Source organism: Streptomyces sp. NBC_00846 (assembly GCF_045207325.1).
GTDB lineage: Bacteria > Actinomycetota > Actinomycetes > Streptomycetales > Streptomycetaceae > Streptomyces.
The window spans coordinates 59,300-78,931 of record NZ_CP108847.1 but is presented as its reverse complement, the minus strand read 5'-3'; the positions used below and the strand labels follow the sequence as shown (position 1 = coordinate 78,931).

Genomic DNA, 19,632 nt, shown 5'->3' with positions numbered 1-19,632 from the left:
GGCGACCGCCGACCTGCGCGAGGCCCGAAGGGACCTCCGCGAACTGGACGAACGCGTACGCGAGCCGGTCGCGATCGTCGGCATGTCCTGCCGGTACCCCGGCGACGTCGCCTCACCGGACGGCCTGTGGCACCTCGTCGACACGCGCGGCGACGGCCTGTCCGGCTTCCCGGAGAACCGCGGCTGGGACCTCGGCCGGCTGCCGGCCGACGGCCCCCGCGAGGCAGGATTCCTGCACGACGCCGGCCGGTTCGACGCGGCGTTCTTCGCCATGTCCCCGCGCGAGGCCCTGGCCACCGACCCCCAGCAACGCCTGCTGCTGGAAACCTCCTGGGAGGTGATGGAGTCCGCCGGCGTCGACCCCGCGACGCTGCGCGGCAGCCGCACCGGCGTCTACATCGGCCAGATGTACCACGACTATCTGGTCGGCTCGGCCGAGATGCCGCCCGGCAGCGAGGCGTACCTGGCCACCGGCACCGCGGGGAGCGCCGCCTCCGGCCGCGTCGCCTACTCCTTCGGGCTGGAGGGCCCCGCGGTCACCGTCGACACCGCCTGCTCCTCCTCGCTGGTGACGCTGCACCTGGCGTGCCAGGCGCTGCGGGCCGGTGAGTGCGATCTGGCGATCGCCGGCGGTGTCACCGTGATGGCCACCCCCGAGGTGTTCGGGGCGTTCGGCGTCGACCAGGGCCTCGCTCCGGACGGCCGCTGCAAGTCGTTCGCCGCCGCGGCCGACGGCATGGGCTGGTCGGAAGGCGTCGGCATGCTGCTCGTGGAGCGGCTCTCGGACGCGCGGCGCAACGGCCACCGGATCCTCGCGGTGGTGCGGGGCAGCGCGGTGAACCAGGACGGCGCGTCGAGCGGGCTGACGGCGCCGAACGGGCCGTCGCAGCAACGGGTGATCCGCGACGCCCTGGCGAACGCCCGCCTGACCGGCGCGGACGTGGACGTGGTGGAGGCGCACGGGACGGGCACCCGTCTCGGCGACCCGATCGAGGCGCAGGCACTGCTCGCCACCTACGGCCAGGAACGGGGCGACGCCGATCCGTTGCGGCTGGGGTCGGTGAAGTCCAACATCGGTCACACCCAGGCGGCCGCCGGTGTCGCGGGCGTGATCAAGATGGTCATGGCGATGCGGCACGGTGTGCTGCCGGCGACGCTGCACGTGGACGCCCCGTCGCCCCAGGTGGACTGGTCGGCGGGCGCGGTGGAACTGCTCGACGACGCGCGCCCCTGGCCCGCATCGGACCGCCCGCGGCGCGCGGCGGTGTCGTCGTTCGGCATCAGCGGCACCAACGCCCACGTCATCCTGGAGCAGGCACCGGAGTCAGAGCCCGTGGCATCCGCCGGGCCTTCGGTGGTGCGCCCCGGGCCGGTGCCGTGGCCGGTGTCGGCGAAGTCCGAGACCGCGTTGCGGGCTCAGGTGGAGCGGCTGACGTCGTTCGTGGCGGAGCGTCCCGGGCTGGACCCGGTGGACGTGGGCTGGTCGCTGGCGACCAGGCGCGCCGCGCTGGAGCACCGTGCGGTGCTCGCCGGGGACACGACCCTCGCCGAGGGCGTGGCGGGCGAAGGAAAGACCGCGTTCCTGTTCGCGGGGCAGGGTTCGCAGCGCGCGGGCATGGGCCTGGGGCTGTACGAGGCGTTCCCGGTCTACGCCGAAGCCTTCGACGCGGTGTGCGCCCGCCTCGATCCCCGGCTGGAACGCCCGCTGCGGGAAGTCCTCACCGACGGCACCGACCTGGACCACACCGTCTGGGCACAGGCCGGCCTCTTCGCCCTCGAAGTCGCCCTGTACCGGCTCGTGGAGTCCTGGGGCGTGACCCCGGACGTGCTCCTCGGCCACTCCCTCGGGGAGATCAGCGCCGCACACGTCGCGGGCATCCTCGACCTCGACGACGCCTGCACCCTGGTCGCCGAACGCGGCCGCCTCATGCAGGCCCTGCCCACGGGCGGCGGCATGCTCGCCGTCCAGGCCACCGAAGCCGAAGTCGCCGACTCCGGCCTCGACATCGCCGCCGTCAACGGCCCGAACTCCGTCGTCCTCTCCGGCGACGCGGACGCCATCGCACACTACGCGGCCCAGTGCGCCGAGCGCGGACTGCGGTTCAACGTCCTCTCGGTGTCGCACGCCTTCCACTCCGCCCTGATGGAACCGATGCTGAACGAACTCGGCACGGTTCTCCGCCGGTTGACGTTCCACCCGGCCCGCATCCCGGTCGTCTCCAACCTCACCGGAGACGTGGCCGAGCCGGGCGCCATGCAGCAGCCCGCGTACTGGCTGAACCAGGTCCGCCGGCCGGTCCGCTTCGCCGACGGCGTCACCACCCTCCACACCATGGGCGTCACCCGCTCCCTCGAACTCGGCCCCGACGGCGTCCTGTCCGCCATGGCCCGAGAGGCCGCCCCCGGCGCCACGTTCGTCCCCGTCCTGCGCAAGGACCGCGACGAGACCCACACCGCCATCACCGCCCTCAGCCGGCTCTGGACCTCCGGCGGCGACATCGACTGGACGGCCGTACTGGACGGCCGGGCGGTCGACCTGCCCACCTACGCCTTCCAGCACGAGCAGTACTGGCCACAGCCCTCTCCGCACACCGCGGCGGATTCGTGGCGTTACGCCGTGGAGTGGAAGCCCGCGGGACCCGCCCTCTCCGCGGCGGCTCCGGGCGGCACCTGGCTGGCACTGCTGCCGGACACCACGAAACACCACGATGTGGCCGAACGGTGCGTACGCGCGCTCACCGACGCCGGCGCGCATGTCGTGACGGTACGGGCGGAGGCCGCGGACCTCCGGGAGCGCGTCGCCGAGGCGTGCGCGGACGGTGCCGAGCCCGCCGGTGTGCTCTCCTTCGCCGGGCTGACCGCCGACGGCGGCCCCGGAAGTGCTGTCCCGCCCGCGTCGGTCGCGAGCGTGCTGGCCACCGTGGAGGCGTTGCGGCACCGCGAGGTCCGGGCCCCCGTCTGGTGGATCACCTCCGGCGGGGTCGCCGTCGACGCCGGTGAGACGGTCGACACCGACCAGGCGCAGGTGTGGGGCCTCGGCCGGGTGGCGGGGCTCGAACTCCCCGAGATGTGGGGCGGTCTCGTCGACGTCGGTGACACCGCATCGGCCGAGCGTCTCGCCGAGATCCTGGGCTCCGGCGTCGAGGACCAGGTGGCGCTGCGTCCGGCCGGCGCGTTCGTCCGGCGGCTGGTGCGGGCCGGCGGCACACCGGCGGGAGAGTGGCAGGGCCACGGGACCGTGCTGGTCACCGGAGGCACGGGAGGGCTGGGACGCGAAGTCGCCCTCTGGCTGGCCCGGTCCGGAGCCGAGCGGCTGGTCCTGGTCTCACGGCGTGGGTCGGCGGCGCCGGGCGCCGACCGGCTGGTGGCCGAGCTGGAGGGCGCCGGGACGGCGGTGTCGGTCGTCGCGGGCGACATCGGGGACCGTGCGTTCGTGCGGTCGGTCGTCGAGCGGTACCGCCCCTCCGGGGTGGTCCACGCGGCCGGTGTGGGCGACCCGACCCCGCTGGGCACTTCGGGCCCGGAGGATTTCGCCCGGGTGATGGCCGCGAAAGCCGAGGGCGCGCGCCTGCTCGACGAGGCGCTGGGGGACGTGCCCCTGGACTTCTTCGTGCTGTTCTCCTCGATCGCCGGAGTCTGGGGCAGTGGCGGACAGGGCGCCTACGCGGCCGCGAACGCCTACCTGGACGCGCTGGCGGCCAACCGGCGCGCGCGAGGCGCCGTCGCCACGTCGGTGTCCTGGGGGCCGTGGGCGGGCGAGGGCATGGCGGCGGACGCCGGCGCGTCGGAATATCTGCGGCGCCGCGGTCTGCGGGCGATGGCGCCCGGCGCGGCGGTCCGGCGGCTCGGCCCCGCGCTGCTCGCCGGCGACGCGTGCGTGACGGTCGCCGACGTCGACTGGGCGGCGTTCCTGCCTTCCTTCAGCGCCAGCCGGGAACGCCCGCTGATCCACGACATCCCCGAAGTCACCGCGCTGACGGCGGCCTCCGCGGAGGTGGACGGCGCGCTCGCCGCCCGCCTGCGCGACCGGCTCTCGACCCTGACCGGCGACGAGCGGGAGGCGGCCCTCGTCGGTGTCGTGCAGCGGCACGCCGCCGACGTACTGGGCTACCCGTCGCCCGAGGCGGTGACCGCCGACAAGGCCTTCCGCGACCTCGGCTTCGACTCTCTCAGCGCCGTTGAACTGCGCGACCGGCTGGCCGCCGAGACCGGTCTGCGGCTGCCCGCGACGCTGCTGTTCGACCACCCGAGCGCGCGGGCCGTCGCCGGCCTGCTGCGGGCCGAGATGTTCCCGGACAGCGTCGGCGAGATCGACGAGGAACGCGCCGCGGAGATCCGGCGGGCACTGCGGGGGATCCCGCTGTCCCGCCTGGCCGACGCCGGTCTCCTCGCCCCGCTGCTGCGGCTCGCCGCGGAGGACGGTGCGAACGACGGGACGGCCCCGGAGGACCCGGAGCCGGGCCAGGACATTCAGGATTCGATCGACTCGATGGACGGCGAGAGCCTGCTCAGGCTCGCTCTCGGCGGTGGTCCGGAGTCGGATGGACAGACAGATCGAGCAGATCGAGGAGCTTGAAATGGCCGCCGCCTCCATGGAGGACTACGTCCAGGCGCTGCGTACTTCTCTGAAGGAGACGGAGCGGCTGCGGGCGGAGAACCGCGAACTCACCGCGGCGTCACGCGAGCCCATCGCGATCGTGTCCATGGCCTGCCGCTACCCCGGGGGCGTCCGGTCGCCGGAAGAGCTCTGGGGTCTGGTGGATGCCGGCGGGGACGCCGTGACCCCGTTCCCCTCCGACCGCGGGTGGCGCCTGGACGCCGCCGACGCGGCGGACGAGTCGGCGTCGGGCGGATTCCTCGACGGCGTCGCCCGGTTCGACCCCGGCTTCTTCGACATCTCCCCGCGCGAGGCCCTGGCCATGGACCCCCAGCAGCGTCTCCTGCTGGAGACCTCCTGGGAAGCGTTCGAGCACGCCGGGATCCTGCCGCCCCGGCTGAAGGGCAGCCGCACGGGCGTCTTCGTCGGCGCGGCCCCGTCCGGCTACGGAATCGGCCTCCAGCCGTCCGACGCCGGGCAGGCGTACGCCTTGGCCGGCGGCGCGACGAGCGTCCTGTCCGGCCGCGTCTCCTACACGTTCGGCCTGGTCGGCCCAGCCGTCACCGTGGACACCGCCTGCTCCTCGTCCCTGGTCGCCCTGCACCTGGCGTGCCAGGCGCTGCGCGCCGGCGAGTGCTCGCTGGCCCTGGCGGGCGGCGTCACCGTCATCGCCACCCCCGACGTGTTCGGTGCCTTCAGCGTCGAGCAGGGCCTGGCCGCCGACGGCCGCTGCAAGTCGTTCGCCGCGGCCGCCGACGGGACGGGCTGGGCCGAGGGCGTCGGCCTGGTGCTGCTGGAACGGCTCTCCGACGCCCGGCGCAACGGACATCAGGTGCTGGCGGTGGTGCGGGGAAGCGCCATCAACCAGGACGGCGCGTCCAACGGCCTGACGGCGCCGAACGGGCCGTCGCAGCAACGGGTCATCCGCCAGGCGCTCGCCAACGCCCGGCTCACCGGCGCGGACGTGGACGTGGTCGAGGCGCACGGGACGGGCACCCGGCTCGGCGACCCGATCGAGGCGCAGGCACTGCTCGCCACCTACGGCAGGGAACGGGGCGAGACCGGCGATCCGCTGTGGCTCGGCTCGATCAAGTCCAACATCGGTCACACCCAGTCCGCGGCAGGTGTCGCGGGCGTGATCAAGATGGTCATGGCGATGCGGCACGGTGTGCTGCCGGCGACGCTTCATGTCGACGCCCCGTCGCCGCAGGTGGACTGGTCGGCGGGCGCGGTGGAACTGCTGACGGAGTCCCGTGCCTGGCCCGAGGTGGAGCGCCCGCGGCGCGCAGGTGTGTCGTCGTTCGGCATCAGCGGCACCAACGCGCATGTGATCGTGGAGCAGGCACCGGAGTCAGAGCCCGTGGCATCCGCCGGGCCTTCGGTGGTGCGCCCCGGGCCGGTGCCGTGGCCGGTGTCGGCGAAGTCCGAGACCGCGTTGCGGGCTCAGGTGGAGCGGCTGACGTCGTTCGTGGCGGAGCGTCCCGGGCTGGACCCGGTGGACGTGGGCTGGTCGCTGGCGACCAGGCGCGCCGCGCTGGAGCACCGTGCGGTGCTCGGCGGGGACACGACCCTCGCCGAGGGCGTGGCGGGCGAAGGAAAGACCGCGTTCCTGTTCGCGGGGCAGGGTTCGCAGCGTGCCGGTATGGGCCTGGGGCTGTACGAGGCGTTCCCGGTCTACGCCGAAGCCTTCGACGCGGTGTGCGCCCGCCTCGATCCCCGGCTGGAACGCCCGCTGCGGGAAGTCCTCACCGACGGCACCGACCTGGACCACACTGTCTGGGCACAGGCGGGGCTCTTCGCCCTCGAAGTCGCCCTGTACCGGCTCGTGGAGTCCTGGGGGGTGACCCCGGACGTGCTCCTCGGCCACTCCCTCGGGGAGATCAGCGCCGCACACGTCGCGGGCATCCTCGACCTCGACGACGCCTGCACCCTGGTCGCCGAACGCGGCCGCCTCATGCAGGCCCTGCCCACGGGCGGCGGCATGCTCGCCGTCCAGGCCACCGAAGCCGAAGTCGCCGACTCCGGCCTCGACATCGCCGCCGTCAACGGCCCGAACTCCGTCGTCCTCTCCGGCGACGCGGACGCCATCGCACACTACGCGGCCCAGTGCGCCGAGCGCGGACTGCGGTTCAACGTCCTCTCGGTGTCGCACGCCTTCCACTCCGCCCTGATGGAACCGATGCTGAACGAACTCGGCACGGTTCTCCGCCGGTTGACGTTCCACCCGGCCCGCATCCCGGTCGTCTCCAACCTGACGGGTGCCGTTGCCGAAGCAGGGCTGATGCAGGATCCGGAGTACTGGCTTCGGCAGGTACGGCAGCCCGTGCGTTTCGCCGACGGCGTCACGGCCCTCGAAGCCCTGGGCGTGACCCGCTACCTCGAACTCGGCCCCGACGGCGTCCTGTCCGGCATGGCTCAGGACTCCGCCCCCGGCGCCCGGTTCGTCCCCGTCCTGCGCAAGGACCGCGACGAGACCCACACCGCCCTCACCGCCCTCAGCCGGCTCTGGACCTCCGGCGGCGACATCGACTGGACCGCCGTGCTGGACGGCCGGGCGGTCGACCTGCCCACCTACGCCTTCCAGCACGAGCGGTACTGGCCCAAGGACGCCACGCACGCGGTCGGCGGGCAGCCCGCGGACGCCGCGTTCTGGGACGCGGTCGAGCGGGAGGACCTGGAGCAACTCGCGGGCCTGGAGTCGGCGTTGCCCGCGCTGTCGGCGTGGTGGCGGCAGCGTCGGGAGCGGTCCACGCTCGACTCGTGGCGCTACCGGATCGTCTGGAAGCCTCTGGACCTGCCCTCCGGCGGATCGCTCGACGGAACCTGGCTCCTCGTCACCTCAGGTCCCGCCGACGACTTCGGCGCCCGGCTGCGCGCCGCCGGAGCACAGGTGGTCGAACTTCCCGTCGACGCGGAGGACACCGACCACGCACGGCTCGCCGACCGCCTCCGCGAACTCCTCGGCGGTGTGCGGCCGTCCGGAGTGCTCTCGCTGACCGGCCTCGCCGACCGGCCCCTGCCCGGGACGGTCCTGCCCGTGGGAGCCGCGCTGACGGTCGCGCTGGTGAAGGCCATGAGCGCTCTCGACATCACGGCACCGCTGTGGACGGTGACCTCCGGCGCGGTCGGCGTCGGCCGGTCGGACCGGCTGGAACACCCGGCGCAGGCACAGGTGTGGGGTCTGGGCCGGGTGGTCGGACTGGAACTGCCCGCGCTGTGGGGCGGCCTGATCGACCTGCCCGGCACGCTCGACGACACCGCGGGCTCACGACTCGTCTCCGTCCTGGCGTCGGGCGCCGAGGACCAGGTCGCCGTCCGTGGCCCGGGGGTGTACGCCCGGCGGCTGGTGCGGGCCGGTGCCGCCGACGGCTTCGGCGCCACTGGACCGGAAGGCGAGTGGCGTGGCCGGGGAACCGTTCTCGTCACGGGCGGCACCGGCGCGCTCGGCACCGAGGTGGCGCGCTGGCTGGCGAGGTCCGGCGTCGAGCACCTGATCCTCCTGTCCCGGCAGGGACCCGGAGCGCCCGGGGCCGACACGCTCGTCGCCGAGCTGGCGGAGCTGGGAACGAGCGCATCCGTGCTGGCCGGTGACGTCACCGACCGGGAGTTCGTACGGCACACCCTGGCACAGGTTCCGGACGGATCGACACTCTCGGGAGTCGTGCACGCCGCCGGCGCAGGCGATGTGACTCCCCTCGACACCTCGGACGTCGAGGACTTCACGCGGGTCGTGGCCGCCAAGGTCGACGGCGCGATGTGCCTGGACGAGGTGCTGGGCGACTCGCCGCTGGACTTCTTCGTCCTGTTCTCGTCGATCGCCGGCGTCTGGGGCAGCGGCGGGCAGTCTGCCTACGCCGCGGCGAACGCCTATCTGGACGCGCTGGCGGTCAACCGGCGGGCCCGGGGGGTGACGGCAACGGCGGTGTCCTGGGGTGCCTGGGCCGGTGCCGGAATGGCCGGCGGAGCGGAGATGGCGGCACTGCTCCGCCGTCGCGGGCTGCGCGTGATGGCCCCGGAGCTGGCCGTGGCGGCTCTGGGACAGGCCCTCCAGGCCGACGACACCTGCGTGACCGTGGCGGACGTGGAATGGGCGGTGTTCGCCCCGGCCTTCACCGCCGGCCGGGCACGCCCGCTGATCGACGACATCCCCGAAGCCCGGCCCGCCCTCGAAGCGGCCACCGCGGCCACGCCGGGTGACACGTCCCCACTCGCGCGGACCCTGGCCGCCCAGCCGGAGGCCGAGCAGCTCCGCTTCCTGCTGGACCTCGTCCGGCACCAGATCGCGGCCGTCCTGGGCTACCGGGGCCAGACCGACATCGCGGCGGACGCCCCGTTCAAGAACCTCGGCTTCGACTCGCTCACCGCGGTCGAGCTCCGCAACCGTCTCACCGCGGAGACGGGACTCGCCCTGCCGTCGGGACTGGTCTTCGACCACCCCACGCCCCAGGCCCTCGCCACCCGGCTGCGCACCGAGATCCTCGGCACCCGGCCGTTCGGCGACGAACCGGCCGCCCCGGCGGCCGTCACCGGCGACGAGCCCGTCGCCATCGTCGCGATGGGCTGCCGGTACCCGGGCATGGTCGCCTCACCCGAGGACCTGTGGCGGCTGGTCGCCGACGGTGTGGACGCGGTGACCGGCCTGCCCACCGACCGGGGCTGGCCGCAGGCCGACCCGGCCGCGGCCGCCGGGGCCTCCTGGGCAGGCGGCTTCGTGAACGGCGCGGCACACTTCGACAACGGCCTGTTCGCCGTCTCCCCGCGCGAGGCCTTCGCGATGGACCCGCAGCAGCGGCTGCTCCTCGAAGTGTCCTGGGAGGTGTTCGAGCGCGCCGGCATCTCGCCCCGCGCCGTGCACGGCAGCCGGACCGGCGTGTTCGTCGGCACCAGCGGCCAGGACTACGTCGGCATCCTCGCCGGCGGGGAGCAGGACACCGAAGGCCATCGTGGCACCGGCAACTCGGCATCGGTCCTCTCCGGCCGCATCGCGTACACCTTCGGCCTGGAGGGCCCGGCGGTGACGGTGGACACGGCCTGCTCGTCGTCCCTGGTGGCCCTGCATCTCGCCGCCCAGACCCTGCAACGCGGAGAGTGCGACCTCGCCCTGGTCGGCGGGGCGACGGTGATGTCCACCCCGACCGCGTTCGCGGAGTTCTCCCGGCAACTCGGACTGGCCGACGACGGCCGGTGCAAGTCGTTCGCCGCGGCCGCCGACGGCACGGGCTGGTCCGAGGGCGTCGGCGTCCTGCTGGTCGAGCGTCTGTCGGACGCCGTCCGCAATGGACACCAGGTACTGGCGGTGGTGCGGGGCAGCGCGATCAACCAGGACGGCGCCTCCAACGGCCTGACGGCGCCGAACGGCCCCGCGCAGCAGCGGGTGATCCGCCAGGCACTGGCAGGCGCCCGGCTGACGGGCGCGGACGTCGACGTGGTCGAGGCGCACGGGACGGGCACCCGTCTCGGGGACCCGATCGAGGCGGAGGCGCTGCTGGCGACCTACGGCCGGGAGCGTGACGAGGCCGGCCCGTTGTGGCTGGGCTCGGTGAAGTCGAACATCGGCCATGCCCAGGCCGCCGCAGGTGTCGCGGGCGTGATCAAGATGGTCATGGCGTTGCGGCACGGCGTGCTGCCCGCGACGCTGCACGTCGACGAGCCGTCGCAGCAGGTGGACTGGTCCGCGGGCGCGGTCGAACTGCTGACGGAGTCCCGGGCCTGGCCCGAGGTGGAGCGTCCGCGGCGGGCGGCGGTGTCGTCGTTCGGCATCAGCGGCACGAACGCGCATGTGATCCTGGAGCAGGCTCCACCATCGGAGACCGTTCCGGTTGCTGCGACCCGGCAAGCGCCTGGGCCGGTGCCGTGGGTGGTGTCGGCGAAGTCGGACGCTGCGTTGCGGGCTCAGGTGGAGCGGCTGAGGTCGTTCGTGGCGGAGCGGCCGGAGCTGGATCCGGTGGATGTGGGGTGGTCGCTGGCGACGACCCGTGCCGGGCTGGAGCATCGTGCGGTGCTGGCGGGGGGCGGGACGCTCGCCGAGGGCGTGGCGGCCGAGGGGCGGACCGCGTTCCTGTTCACGGGGCAGGGGTCGCAGCGTGCGGGTATGGGCCTGGGGCTGTACGAGGCGTTCCCCGTCTTCGCCGAAGCCTTCGACGCGGTGTGCGCTCGGATGGACGTCCGGCTGGAGCGCCCGCTGCGGGAGGTTCTGACCGACGGCGTCGACCTCGACCGGACCGGCTGGGCGCAGGCGGGGCTGTTCGCGCTCGAAGTCGCCCTGTACCGCGTCGTCGAATCGTGGGGCATCACCCCCGACGTGCTCCTTGGTCACTCGCTGGGTGAGATCAGCGCCGCGCATGTCGCGGGGATCCTCGACCTGGACGATGCGTGCGTGCTGGTGGCGGAGCGGGGCCGGCTGATGCAGGCGCTGCCCGCGGGTGGCGGCATGCTCGCTGTCCAGGCGACGGAGGCGGATGTCGCAGACTCCGGTCTCGACGTCGCGGCCGTCAACGGCCCGAACTCCGTCGTCCTGTCGGGCGCGGTCGAGGCTGTCGAGCGGTATGCCGCCGCATGCGCGGAGCGTGGCCTGCGGGTCCGGGTGCTGTCGGTGTCGCACGCGTTCCACTCGGCGCTGATGGAGCCGATGCTGGACGAGTTCGCGGCGGTGCTGGACGGTCTGACCTTCCACCCGGCGCGGATTCCTGTCGTGTCGAACGTGACGGGTGCGGTGGCCGAGCGGGGTGCCATGCAGGACCCGGGGTACTGGCTGCGTCAGGTGCGGCAGGCGGTGCGGTTCGCGGACGGTGTGGCGGCGCTCGACGCGATGGGCGTGACGCGGTATGTGGAGCTGGGTCCGGACGGTGTGCTGTCGGGCATGGCCCAGGAGACCGTCAGCGACGCCGAGTTCATCCCTGTGCTGCGCAAGGACCGGGACGAGGCCGGCACCGCCCTGACTGCTGTGAGCCGTCTGTGGGCCTGTGGTGTCGAGGTCGGCTGGTCTGTGGTGTTCGCCGGTTGGGGCGGTCGGGTGGTGGATCTGCCGACGTATGCCTTCCAGCGGGAGCGGTTCTGGCCGGAGCTGTCGGCGGTGGCCGCTGCGGGCGGTGGTGGGGATCTGGTCGATGCCGCGTTCTGGGACGCGGTGGAACGCGAGGACCTGTCCGAGCTCGCCGGTCTGGAGTCGGCCCTGCCGGCTCTGGCGGAGTGGCGGCGGCGTCACCGGGAGCGTTCGACGCTCGACTCGTGGCGTTACCGCGTCATGTGGAAGCCGCTCGACGGCCTGCCGCAGGCGGGAGTGCTGTCGGGGGTGTGGGCGGTTGTCGGCGCCGAGGATCCGGCGGTGTCCGCGGCCCTGTCGGCGGCGGGTGCGACGGTGGTCAGCGTTCCGGCCGGTGAGGTGCCGGGACTGCCCGACCTGGCGGGTGTCGTCCTGGCCCCGTCGGGGTGGGTGGAGACACTGTCCGTGGTCCAGGCACTGGCCGGGGTGAACGCACCGTTGTGGGTGCTGACCCGGGGCGCGGTGTCGGTGGGCGGCTCGGACCGGCTGACTGATCCGGACCTGGCGGCGGTGTGGGGCATGGGCCGGGTCGCGGCGCTGGAGCTGCCGCAGCGCTGGGGCGGTCTCGTTGACCTGCCCGAGGTCCTGGACGAGCGGGCGGGTGCCCGCCTCGCCGGCATCCTGGCCGGTGGTGGTGAGGATCAGGTCGCGATCCGCGGGGCGGGTGTGTACGGCCGTCGTGTGGCGCGTGCGGTGCCGGCCGTGGTGGTCGGTGAGGGCTGGCGGCCGTCGGGGACCGTGCTCGTCACCGGTGGCACCGGTGGTCTGGGTGCCGAGGTCGCGCGCTGGCTCGCGGGCCGGGGTGTGCCGCATCTGCTGCTGACCAGCCGCGGCGGTGCCGCGCCCGAGGGTCTGGTCGAGGAGCTGTCCGGGCTGGGGGCGCAGGTCACGGTCACGGCCTGCGACGTCGCCGACCGCGACGCCCTCGCCACCGTCCTCGCCGACGTGCCCGCCGACCTGCCGCTGACCGGCATCGTCCACGCGGCCGGGGTCGACGTCCCGCAATGGCTTGAGGCAGCCACCCCGGAAGCGTTCGACGCCGTACTGCGGGCCAAGGTCGACGGCACGAGATACCTCGACGAGCTGACCGCAGATCTGCCGCTCGACCTGTTCGTGGTGTTCTCCTCGATCGCCGCGACCTGGGGCAGCGGCGGCCAGGCCGCCTACGCGGCCGGCAACGCCTTCCTCGACGCCTGGGTCCAGCACCGCCATGACCGCGGACTTCCCGGCACATCCATCTCCTGGGGCCCCTGGGCCGGAGCCGGCATGGCCATGGACCCGGAAGCCGGCAGGAGCCTGCGTCGGCGTGGGCTGGCGCCGATGGACCCGGTGTTGGCTGTCCGTGCCCTGGCGGAGGCGATCGACCGGAACGACAGCGGTCTGACGGTCGTCGACCTGGACTGGTCGGTGTTCTCCCCGGCGTTCACCTCGTCCCGTCCCAGCGCCTTGTTCTCCGAGCTTCCGGAAGCTGCGGAGGCGCTCGCAGGCACGCCGGACGGTGGTGCCGCGCAGGGACTGCGGCAGCGACTCCTGGACGTCCCTGCCGGGGAACGGGCCCGATTCGTGCTGGATCTGGTGCGTGAGCGGGCCGCCGCGGTGCTCGGGCACACGGGTGCGGACGCGGTCGAGCCCGGGCGGGCGTTCCGCGATCTGGGCTTCGACTCGCTGATGGCGGTCGAACTGCGCAACCTGCTGACCACCGAGACCGGCCTGACGCTCCCCGCCACCCTCGTCTTCGACCACCCCAACCCGACCGCCCTCACCGACCACCTCCTGTCCCACCTGGCAGGCGACACCGCACAGAACACCCCCGCAGTCGCGGGTGCCATCCTCGACGAACCGGTCGCGATCGTGGGCATGGCCTGCCGCTACCCCGGAGGCGTCACCTCCCCGGAGGAGCTGTGGAACCTGGTAGCGGGCGGGGCGGACGGCGTCACCCCGTTCCCCGACGACCGCGGCTGGCCCACCGCCCTGCTCGATTCAAGCGCTTCGGTGGGCGGTTTCGTCCACGACGCCGACGAGTTCGACGCCGCCCTGTTCGGCATCTCACCGCGTGAAGCCCTCGCCATGGACCCCCAGCAGCGCCTCCTGCTGGAAACCGCGTGGGAAACCCTCGAAACCGCAGGCATCAACCCCCGCTCCCTGAAGGGCCACAACGTCGGCGTGTTCGCCGGCGCCTCCCCCTCCGGCTACGGCACCCAAGTCACCGGCGCCGAGGGACACCTGCTCACCGGAACCGCCAGCAGCGTCATCTCCGGCCGACTCGCCTACGTCTTCGGCCTCGAAGGCCCGGCCCTCACCATCGACACCGCCTGCTCCTCCTCCCTCGTCGCCCTCCACCTCGCCGCCCAGGCCCTGCGAACCGGCGAATGCGACATGGCCCTCGCCGGCGGCGTCACCGTCATGGTCACCCCCGGCGCATTCGCCGAGTTCGACCGCCAGGACGGCCTCGCCTCCGACGGCCGCTGCAAGTCCTTCGCCGCCGCCGCCGACGGCACCGGCTGGGCCGAAGGCGTCGGCCTCCTCCTCGTCGAACGGCTGTCCGACGCCCGCCGCAACGGCCACCACGTTCTGGCAGTCGTCCAGGGCAGCGCCGTCAACCAGGACGGCGCCTCCAACGGCCTCACCGCCCCCAACGGCCCCTCCCAACAACGCGTGATCCGCCAGGCCCTCGCCAACGCCCAGCTCACCGGTGCCGATGTCGATGTCGTCGAGGCACACGGCACCGGCACCCGGCTCGGCGACCCGATCGAAGCAGGGGCCCTGCTCGCCACCTACGGCCAAGACCGCGGCGAGGCCGGCGAGCCGCTCTGGCTCGGCTCCATCAAGTCCAACATCGGCCACACCCAGGCCGCCGCCGGTATCGCCGGCATCATCAAAATGATCATGGCCATGCGCCACAGCGTGCTCCCGGCCACACTGCACGTCGACGAGCCGTCCCCGCAGGTGGACTGGTCGACGGGCGCGGTGGAACTGCTGACCGAGGCGCGTCCCTGGCCGGAGTCCCATCGTCCGCGCCGCGCGGCGGTGTCCTCGTTCGGCATCAGTGGCACCAACGCGCACGTCGTCCTTGAGCAGGCGCCGGACCCGGAGCCGGCCCGCGGGGCCGGCGCCGGGGCCGCTCGCGGAACGGGGCCGGTGCCGTGGCCGGTGTCGGCGAAGTCCGAGACCGCGTTGCGGGCGCAGGTGGAGCGGCTGACATCGTTCGTGGCGGGGCGGCCGGAGCTGGACCCGTTGGACGTCGGCTGGTCGCTGGCGACCACCCGGGCCGCGCTGGAACACCGCGTGGTCCTGTCCGACGGGGACGTGCTCGCGGCCGGGGTCGCCGGCGACGGCCGACTGGCGTTCCTGTTCACCGGCCAGGGCTCGCAGCGTGCCGGTATGGGCCTGGGGCTGTACGAGGCGTTCCCCGTCTTCGCGGAAGCGTTCGACGCGGTGTGCGCCCGGCTCGACGTCCGGCTGGAGCGCCCGCTCCGGGAGGTCCTGACCGACGGCACCGACCTCGACCGCACGATGTGGGCACAGGCCGGCCTCTTCGCCCTCGAAGTCGCCCTGTTCCGCCTCGTCGAGTCGTGGGGGGTGAGCCCGGACGTGCTCCTCGGTCACTCGCTGGGCGAGATCAGCGCCGCGCACGTCGCGGGCATCCTCGACCTCGACGACGCCTGCACCCTGGTCGCCGAACGCGGCCGCCTGATGCAGGCCCTGCCCACGGGCGGCGGCATGCTCGCCGTCCAGGCCACCGAAGCCGAAGTCGCCGAATCCGGCCTCGACATCGCCGCCGTCAACGGCCCGAACTCCGTCGTCCTCTCCGGCACCGCCGAGGCCATCGAGCGCTACGCCGCCTACTGCGCGGTCCGTGGCCTGCGGTTCAACGTCCTGTCGGTGTCGCACGCCTTCCACTCGGCCCTGATGCAACCGATGCTGGACGAGCTCGCGACCGTCCTGAACGGCCTCACGTACCGTGCCGCCCGCATCCCGGTGGTCTCGAACCTGACCGGAGCCGTTGCCGAACCGGGTGCCATGCAGCAGCCGGAGTACTGGCTGAACCAGGTCCGCCAGCCCGTCCGCTTCGCCGACGGCGCCGCCACCCTCCACACCATGGGCGTCACCCGCTACCTCGAACTCGGCCCCGACGGCGTCCTGTCCGGCATGGCCCAGGACACCGTCACCGACGCCGAGTTCGTCCCCGTCCTGCGCAAGGACCGCGACGAGACCGACACCGCCCTCACCGCGATCAGCCGCCTGTGGGCCTCCGGCACCGACATCGACTGGCGCGCCGTGTTCGCCGACTGGGGCGGCCGGACGGTCGACCTGCCCACCTACCCCTTCCAGCGCGAACGCTACTGGCCGCAGCCGGGCATACTCGGCGCGGACGCGGGCGCACTGGGCATCCAGGGCGCCGAGCACGCGCTGCTCGGCTCCGTGGTGGCCCTCGCCGACGCGGACGGCGTACTCCTCACCGGCCGTCTCTCGGTGGACGCGCAGCCGTGGCTGGCCGACCACCTCGTGCTCGGCCGTGTCGTGGTGCCCGGCACCGCACTGGTGGAGATGGCGCTGCGCGCCGGCCAGGAGGTCGACTGCGGTCTGCTCCGTGAACTGGTCCTGCGCGCCCCGCTGGTGCTGCCCGAGAGCGGCGGCGTCCAGGTCCAGATCCGGATCGAGGAACCCGATCCCTCGGGCGACCGCCCCGTCCACCTCCACGCTCGCCCCGAAGGCGCGGACGAATGGACGCTGCACGCGTCCGGTTCGCTGGCGGAGCAGGCTGCTTCGGGGGCGGGTTTCGAGCTGAGTGTGTGGCCTCCGCAGGGTGCGGAGGCGGTGGACGTCGACGGGTTCTACGCGTCGCTGGCCGGTGCGGGCTTCGGCTACGGTCCGGCGTTCCAGGGCGTCCAGGCGGCCTGGCGGGACGCTTCCGGTGTCTACGCCGAGGTCACATTCGCGGAGTCGGTGGACGGGTTCGGTATCCACCCCGCCCTCTTCGACGCGGCACTGCACCCCTCCGGGCTGGTCCCGAGCGCCGACGCTGAAGCAAGTGGGCCCCGGCTGCCGTTCGCGTGGTCGGGCGTGGAACTGTTCGCGGTCGGCGCGACCACCCTGCGGGTGGCGCTCCGTCCCGACGGCGAGGGCCTCACCGTGCAGGCGGCCGACGGGACCGGTGCACCAGTCGCGGTGGTCCGTTCGCTGGTGTCGCGCGCGGTGTCGGCGGAGCAGTTGTCGGCGGCCGGGCACGCGGCGGACGACGCGCTCTTCGCGGTCGAGTGGGTCGCCCTCCCGCCCGGCAGCGCCTCCGGCAACACGGCGTGGACGGTGCTGCCGGCCGGTGACGGCCCGGTGGAGCAGGTCCTCGGCGAGGTCCTGCGCGGAGTGCAGGAGTGGCTGAGCAAGGAACACCCCGAGCACGCACGCCTCGCAGTGGTCACCCAAGGGGCCATGCCTGCCGAGACCGGTGCGATCGCGGACGTGGTCGGCTCGGCGGTGTGGGGTCTGGTGCGCTCGGCGCAGTCGGAGCACCCGGACCGCATCGTGCTCGTCGACACCGACCCGGCCACCGACGACCAGCTCGACCTCGCCCTGCTCACCGGTCTCGACGAGCCGCAGGTCGCCATCCGGCAGGGGGCGCTGCTGGCGCCCCGCCTGATGCGCGCCGGACGCAGCGGACTGGTACTGCCGGACCACAACTGGCGTCTTCTGCCCGGCACCGACGGGACCCTGGAGTCCCTCCACGTCGCCGCCGCCGACGTGCGGAAGCCGGGCCCCGGCCAGGTGCGGGTCGAGATCCGTGCCGCGGGTGTGAACTTCCGGGACGTGCTCCTGGGCCTGGGCATGTATCCGGAACCCGGAACCATGGGCTCCGAGGCGGCCGGCGTGGTCGTCGAGACCGGTCCCGGCGTCGACGACCTCGCCGTCGGTGACCGGGTCTTCGGATTCTTCGACGGCGGATTCGCCACCGACGCCGTCACCGACCGCCGTCTGGTGGTCCGGGTGCCCGAGGGCTGGTCGTGGGCGCAGGCGGCAGCGGTGCCGCTGGTGTTCGCGACGGCCTGGTACGGACTGCGGGACCTGGCCCAGGTCAAGGCCGGTGAATCCGTGCTGATCCACGCGGCCGCCGGTGGTGTCGGCATGGCCGCCGTCCAACTGGCCCGTCACTGGGGCCTGGAGGTGTATGCCACCGCCAGCCCCGCCAAGTGGCCCACCGTCATCGCAGGCGGAGTCGACCCCTCACGCATCGCGTCCTCCCGCGACCTCGACTTCGAGAAGCAGCTACGCACCGCCACCCGTGACCGGGGCGTCGACGTCGTTCTCAACTCCCTTGCCGGCGAATTCCTCGACGCCTCCCTCAGGCTACTGGCCCCCGGCGGCCGGTTCGTCGAGATGGGCAAGACCGACATCCGGGCCGGCCTCGACGTCCCGTACTACCCGTTCGACCTGTCGGATGCGGGTCCCGAGGGTATGGGCCGCATCCTGACCGAGGTCGTCGCCCTGTTCGAGGCGGGTGTGCTCGCACCGCTGCCGTTGACCGTCTGGGACGCACGCGAAGCCGTCACCGCCTGGCGGCACATGGCCCAGGCCAAGCACACCGGCAAGAACGTCCTCTCCCTCCCCGTCCGCCCCAACCCCGACGGCACCGTACTGATCACCGGCGGCACCGGAACCCTCGGCGGACTCCTCGCCCGCCACCTCGCCACCGAACACGGCGTCCGCAACCTGCTCCTGCTGTCCCGCCAGGGCCCCGACGCCCCCGGCGCAGCCGCTCTCATCGAGGAACTGGCCGAACTCGGCGCGCAGGCAAGCATCGTGGCGTGCGACGCCGCCGACCGCGACGCCCTCGCCACCGTCCTCGACGCCATCCCCACCGAGACCCCGCTCACCGGCGTCGTCCACGCCGCCGGCATCCTCGACGACGGCATCGTCACCGCGCTGACCCAGGAACGCCTGGACACCGTCCTGCGCGCCAAGGCCACCGCCGCAACCAACCTCGACGAACTCACCCGCGACACCGACCTCGCCATGTTCGTCCTCTACTCCTCCGCATCGGCAACGTTCGGCACCCCCGGACAGGCCAACTACGCCGCCGCCAACGCCTACCTCGACGCCCTCGCCACCCGCCGCCGCGCACACGGCCTGCCCGGCCTCTCCCTCGCCTGGGGCATGTGGGAACAAGCCAGCACCATGACCGGCGCACTCGCCCACACCGACCGGACCCGCGCCACCACCGCAGGCACCACCCTGTCCACCGCACAAGGACTCGCCCTCTTCGACACCGCCCTCAACCGCCCCACAGCACACCTGATACCGATCAACCTGGATCTCAACGCGCCGCGTTCCGCGGACGCCGAGATCCCTCCGCTGGTGCGGGGGCTGCTGCGCCGTCCGGTGCGGCACGCCGCCGGCACGGCCGCCCGGTCCGGGCCGTCGCTCGCGGACCGGCTCGCCGGGATGCCCGCTGCCCAGCGGGACCCGGTGGTGCTCGACCTGGTCGTCGCCTCGTCCGCCGTGGTGCTCGGGCACGCCTCGTCCGACGCGATCGGGGCGGACCGCCCGTTCAAGGACCTCGGGTTCGACTCGCTCACCGCGGTCGAACTGCGCAACCGGCTCAATGCCGTGACCGGGCTGCGGCTGCCGGCCACGCTCGTCTTCGACCACCCGACTCCGGCCGCGCTCGCCGCGCGGCTGCTGGACGAACTCGTGCCGCCGGACAGGACGCCGGCCGAGGTCCTGCTGGACGAGCTGGCACGGATGGAGGCCGGGCTCGCCGAAGTGACGTCCGGGGAGTCCGGGCTGACGGTGGGTGAGCGGGCGTCGGTCCGCTCGCGGCTGGAGGTCATGCTGGAGCGGATCCAGGGCGGGGACCGGCGACCCGCCGGGATCGACGGCGCGGACCTGGAGACCGCCACGGCCGATAACATCTTCGCGCTGATCGACGAGGAGCTCGGCGGCTGAGGCCGTGACTCCGGGATTTCCCGGAGTTCGCAGGCCGTTCACCGGCCCGGGG

At 73.4% G+C, this 19,632-nt stretch carries 1 protein-coding gene and 1 pseudogene; both read left to right on the top strand.

What is annotated here, in order from left to right; genetic code table 11:
• Positions 1 to 61: 61 nt before the first annotated feature.
• Positions 62 to 4,576, top strand: a pseudogene (locus OG936_RS38345) (type I polyketide synthase); the annotation flags it as partial.
• A complete protein-coding gene (locus OG936_RS38340; protein WP_331755236.1) occupies positions 4,542 to 19,580 on the top strand; it encodes a type I polyketide synthase in 15,039 nt (5,012 codons plus the stop codon). The pseudogene OG936_RS38345 and the gene OG936_RS38340, both read left to right, overlap by 35 nt.
• The last annotated feature ends 52 nt before the right edge of the window (positions 19,581 to 19,632 follow it).

Coding starts and splice junctions, on each gene's coding strand:
- OG936_RS38340 (WP_331755236.1), top strand. CDS start 4,542: ATGGACAGACAGATCGAGCAGATCGAGGAGCTTGAAATGGCCGCCGCC.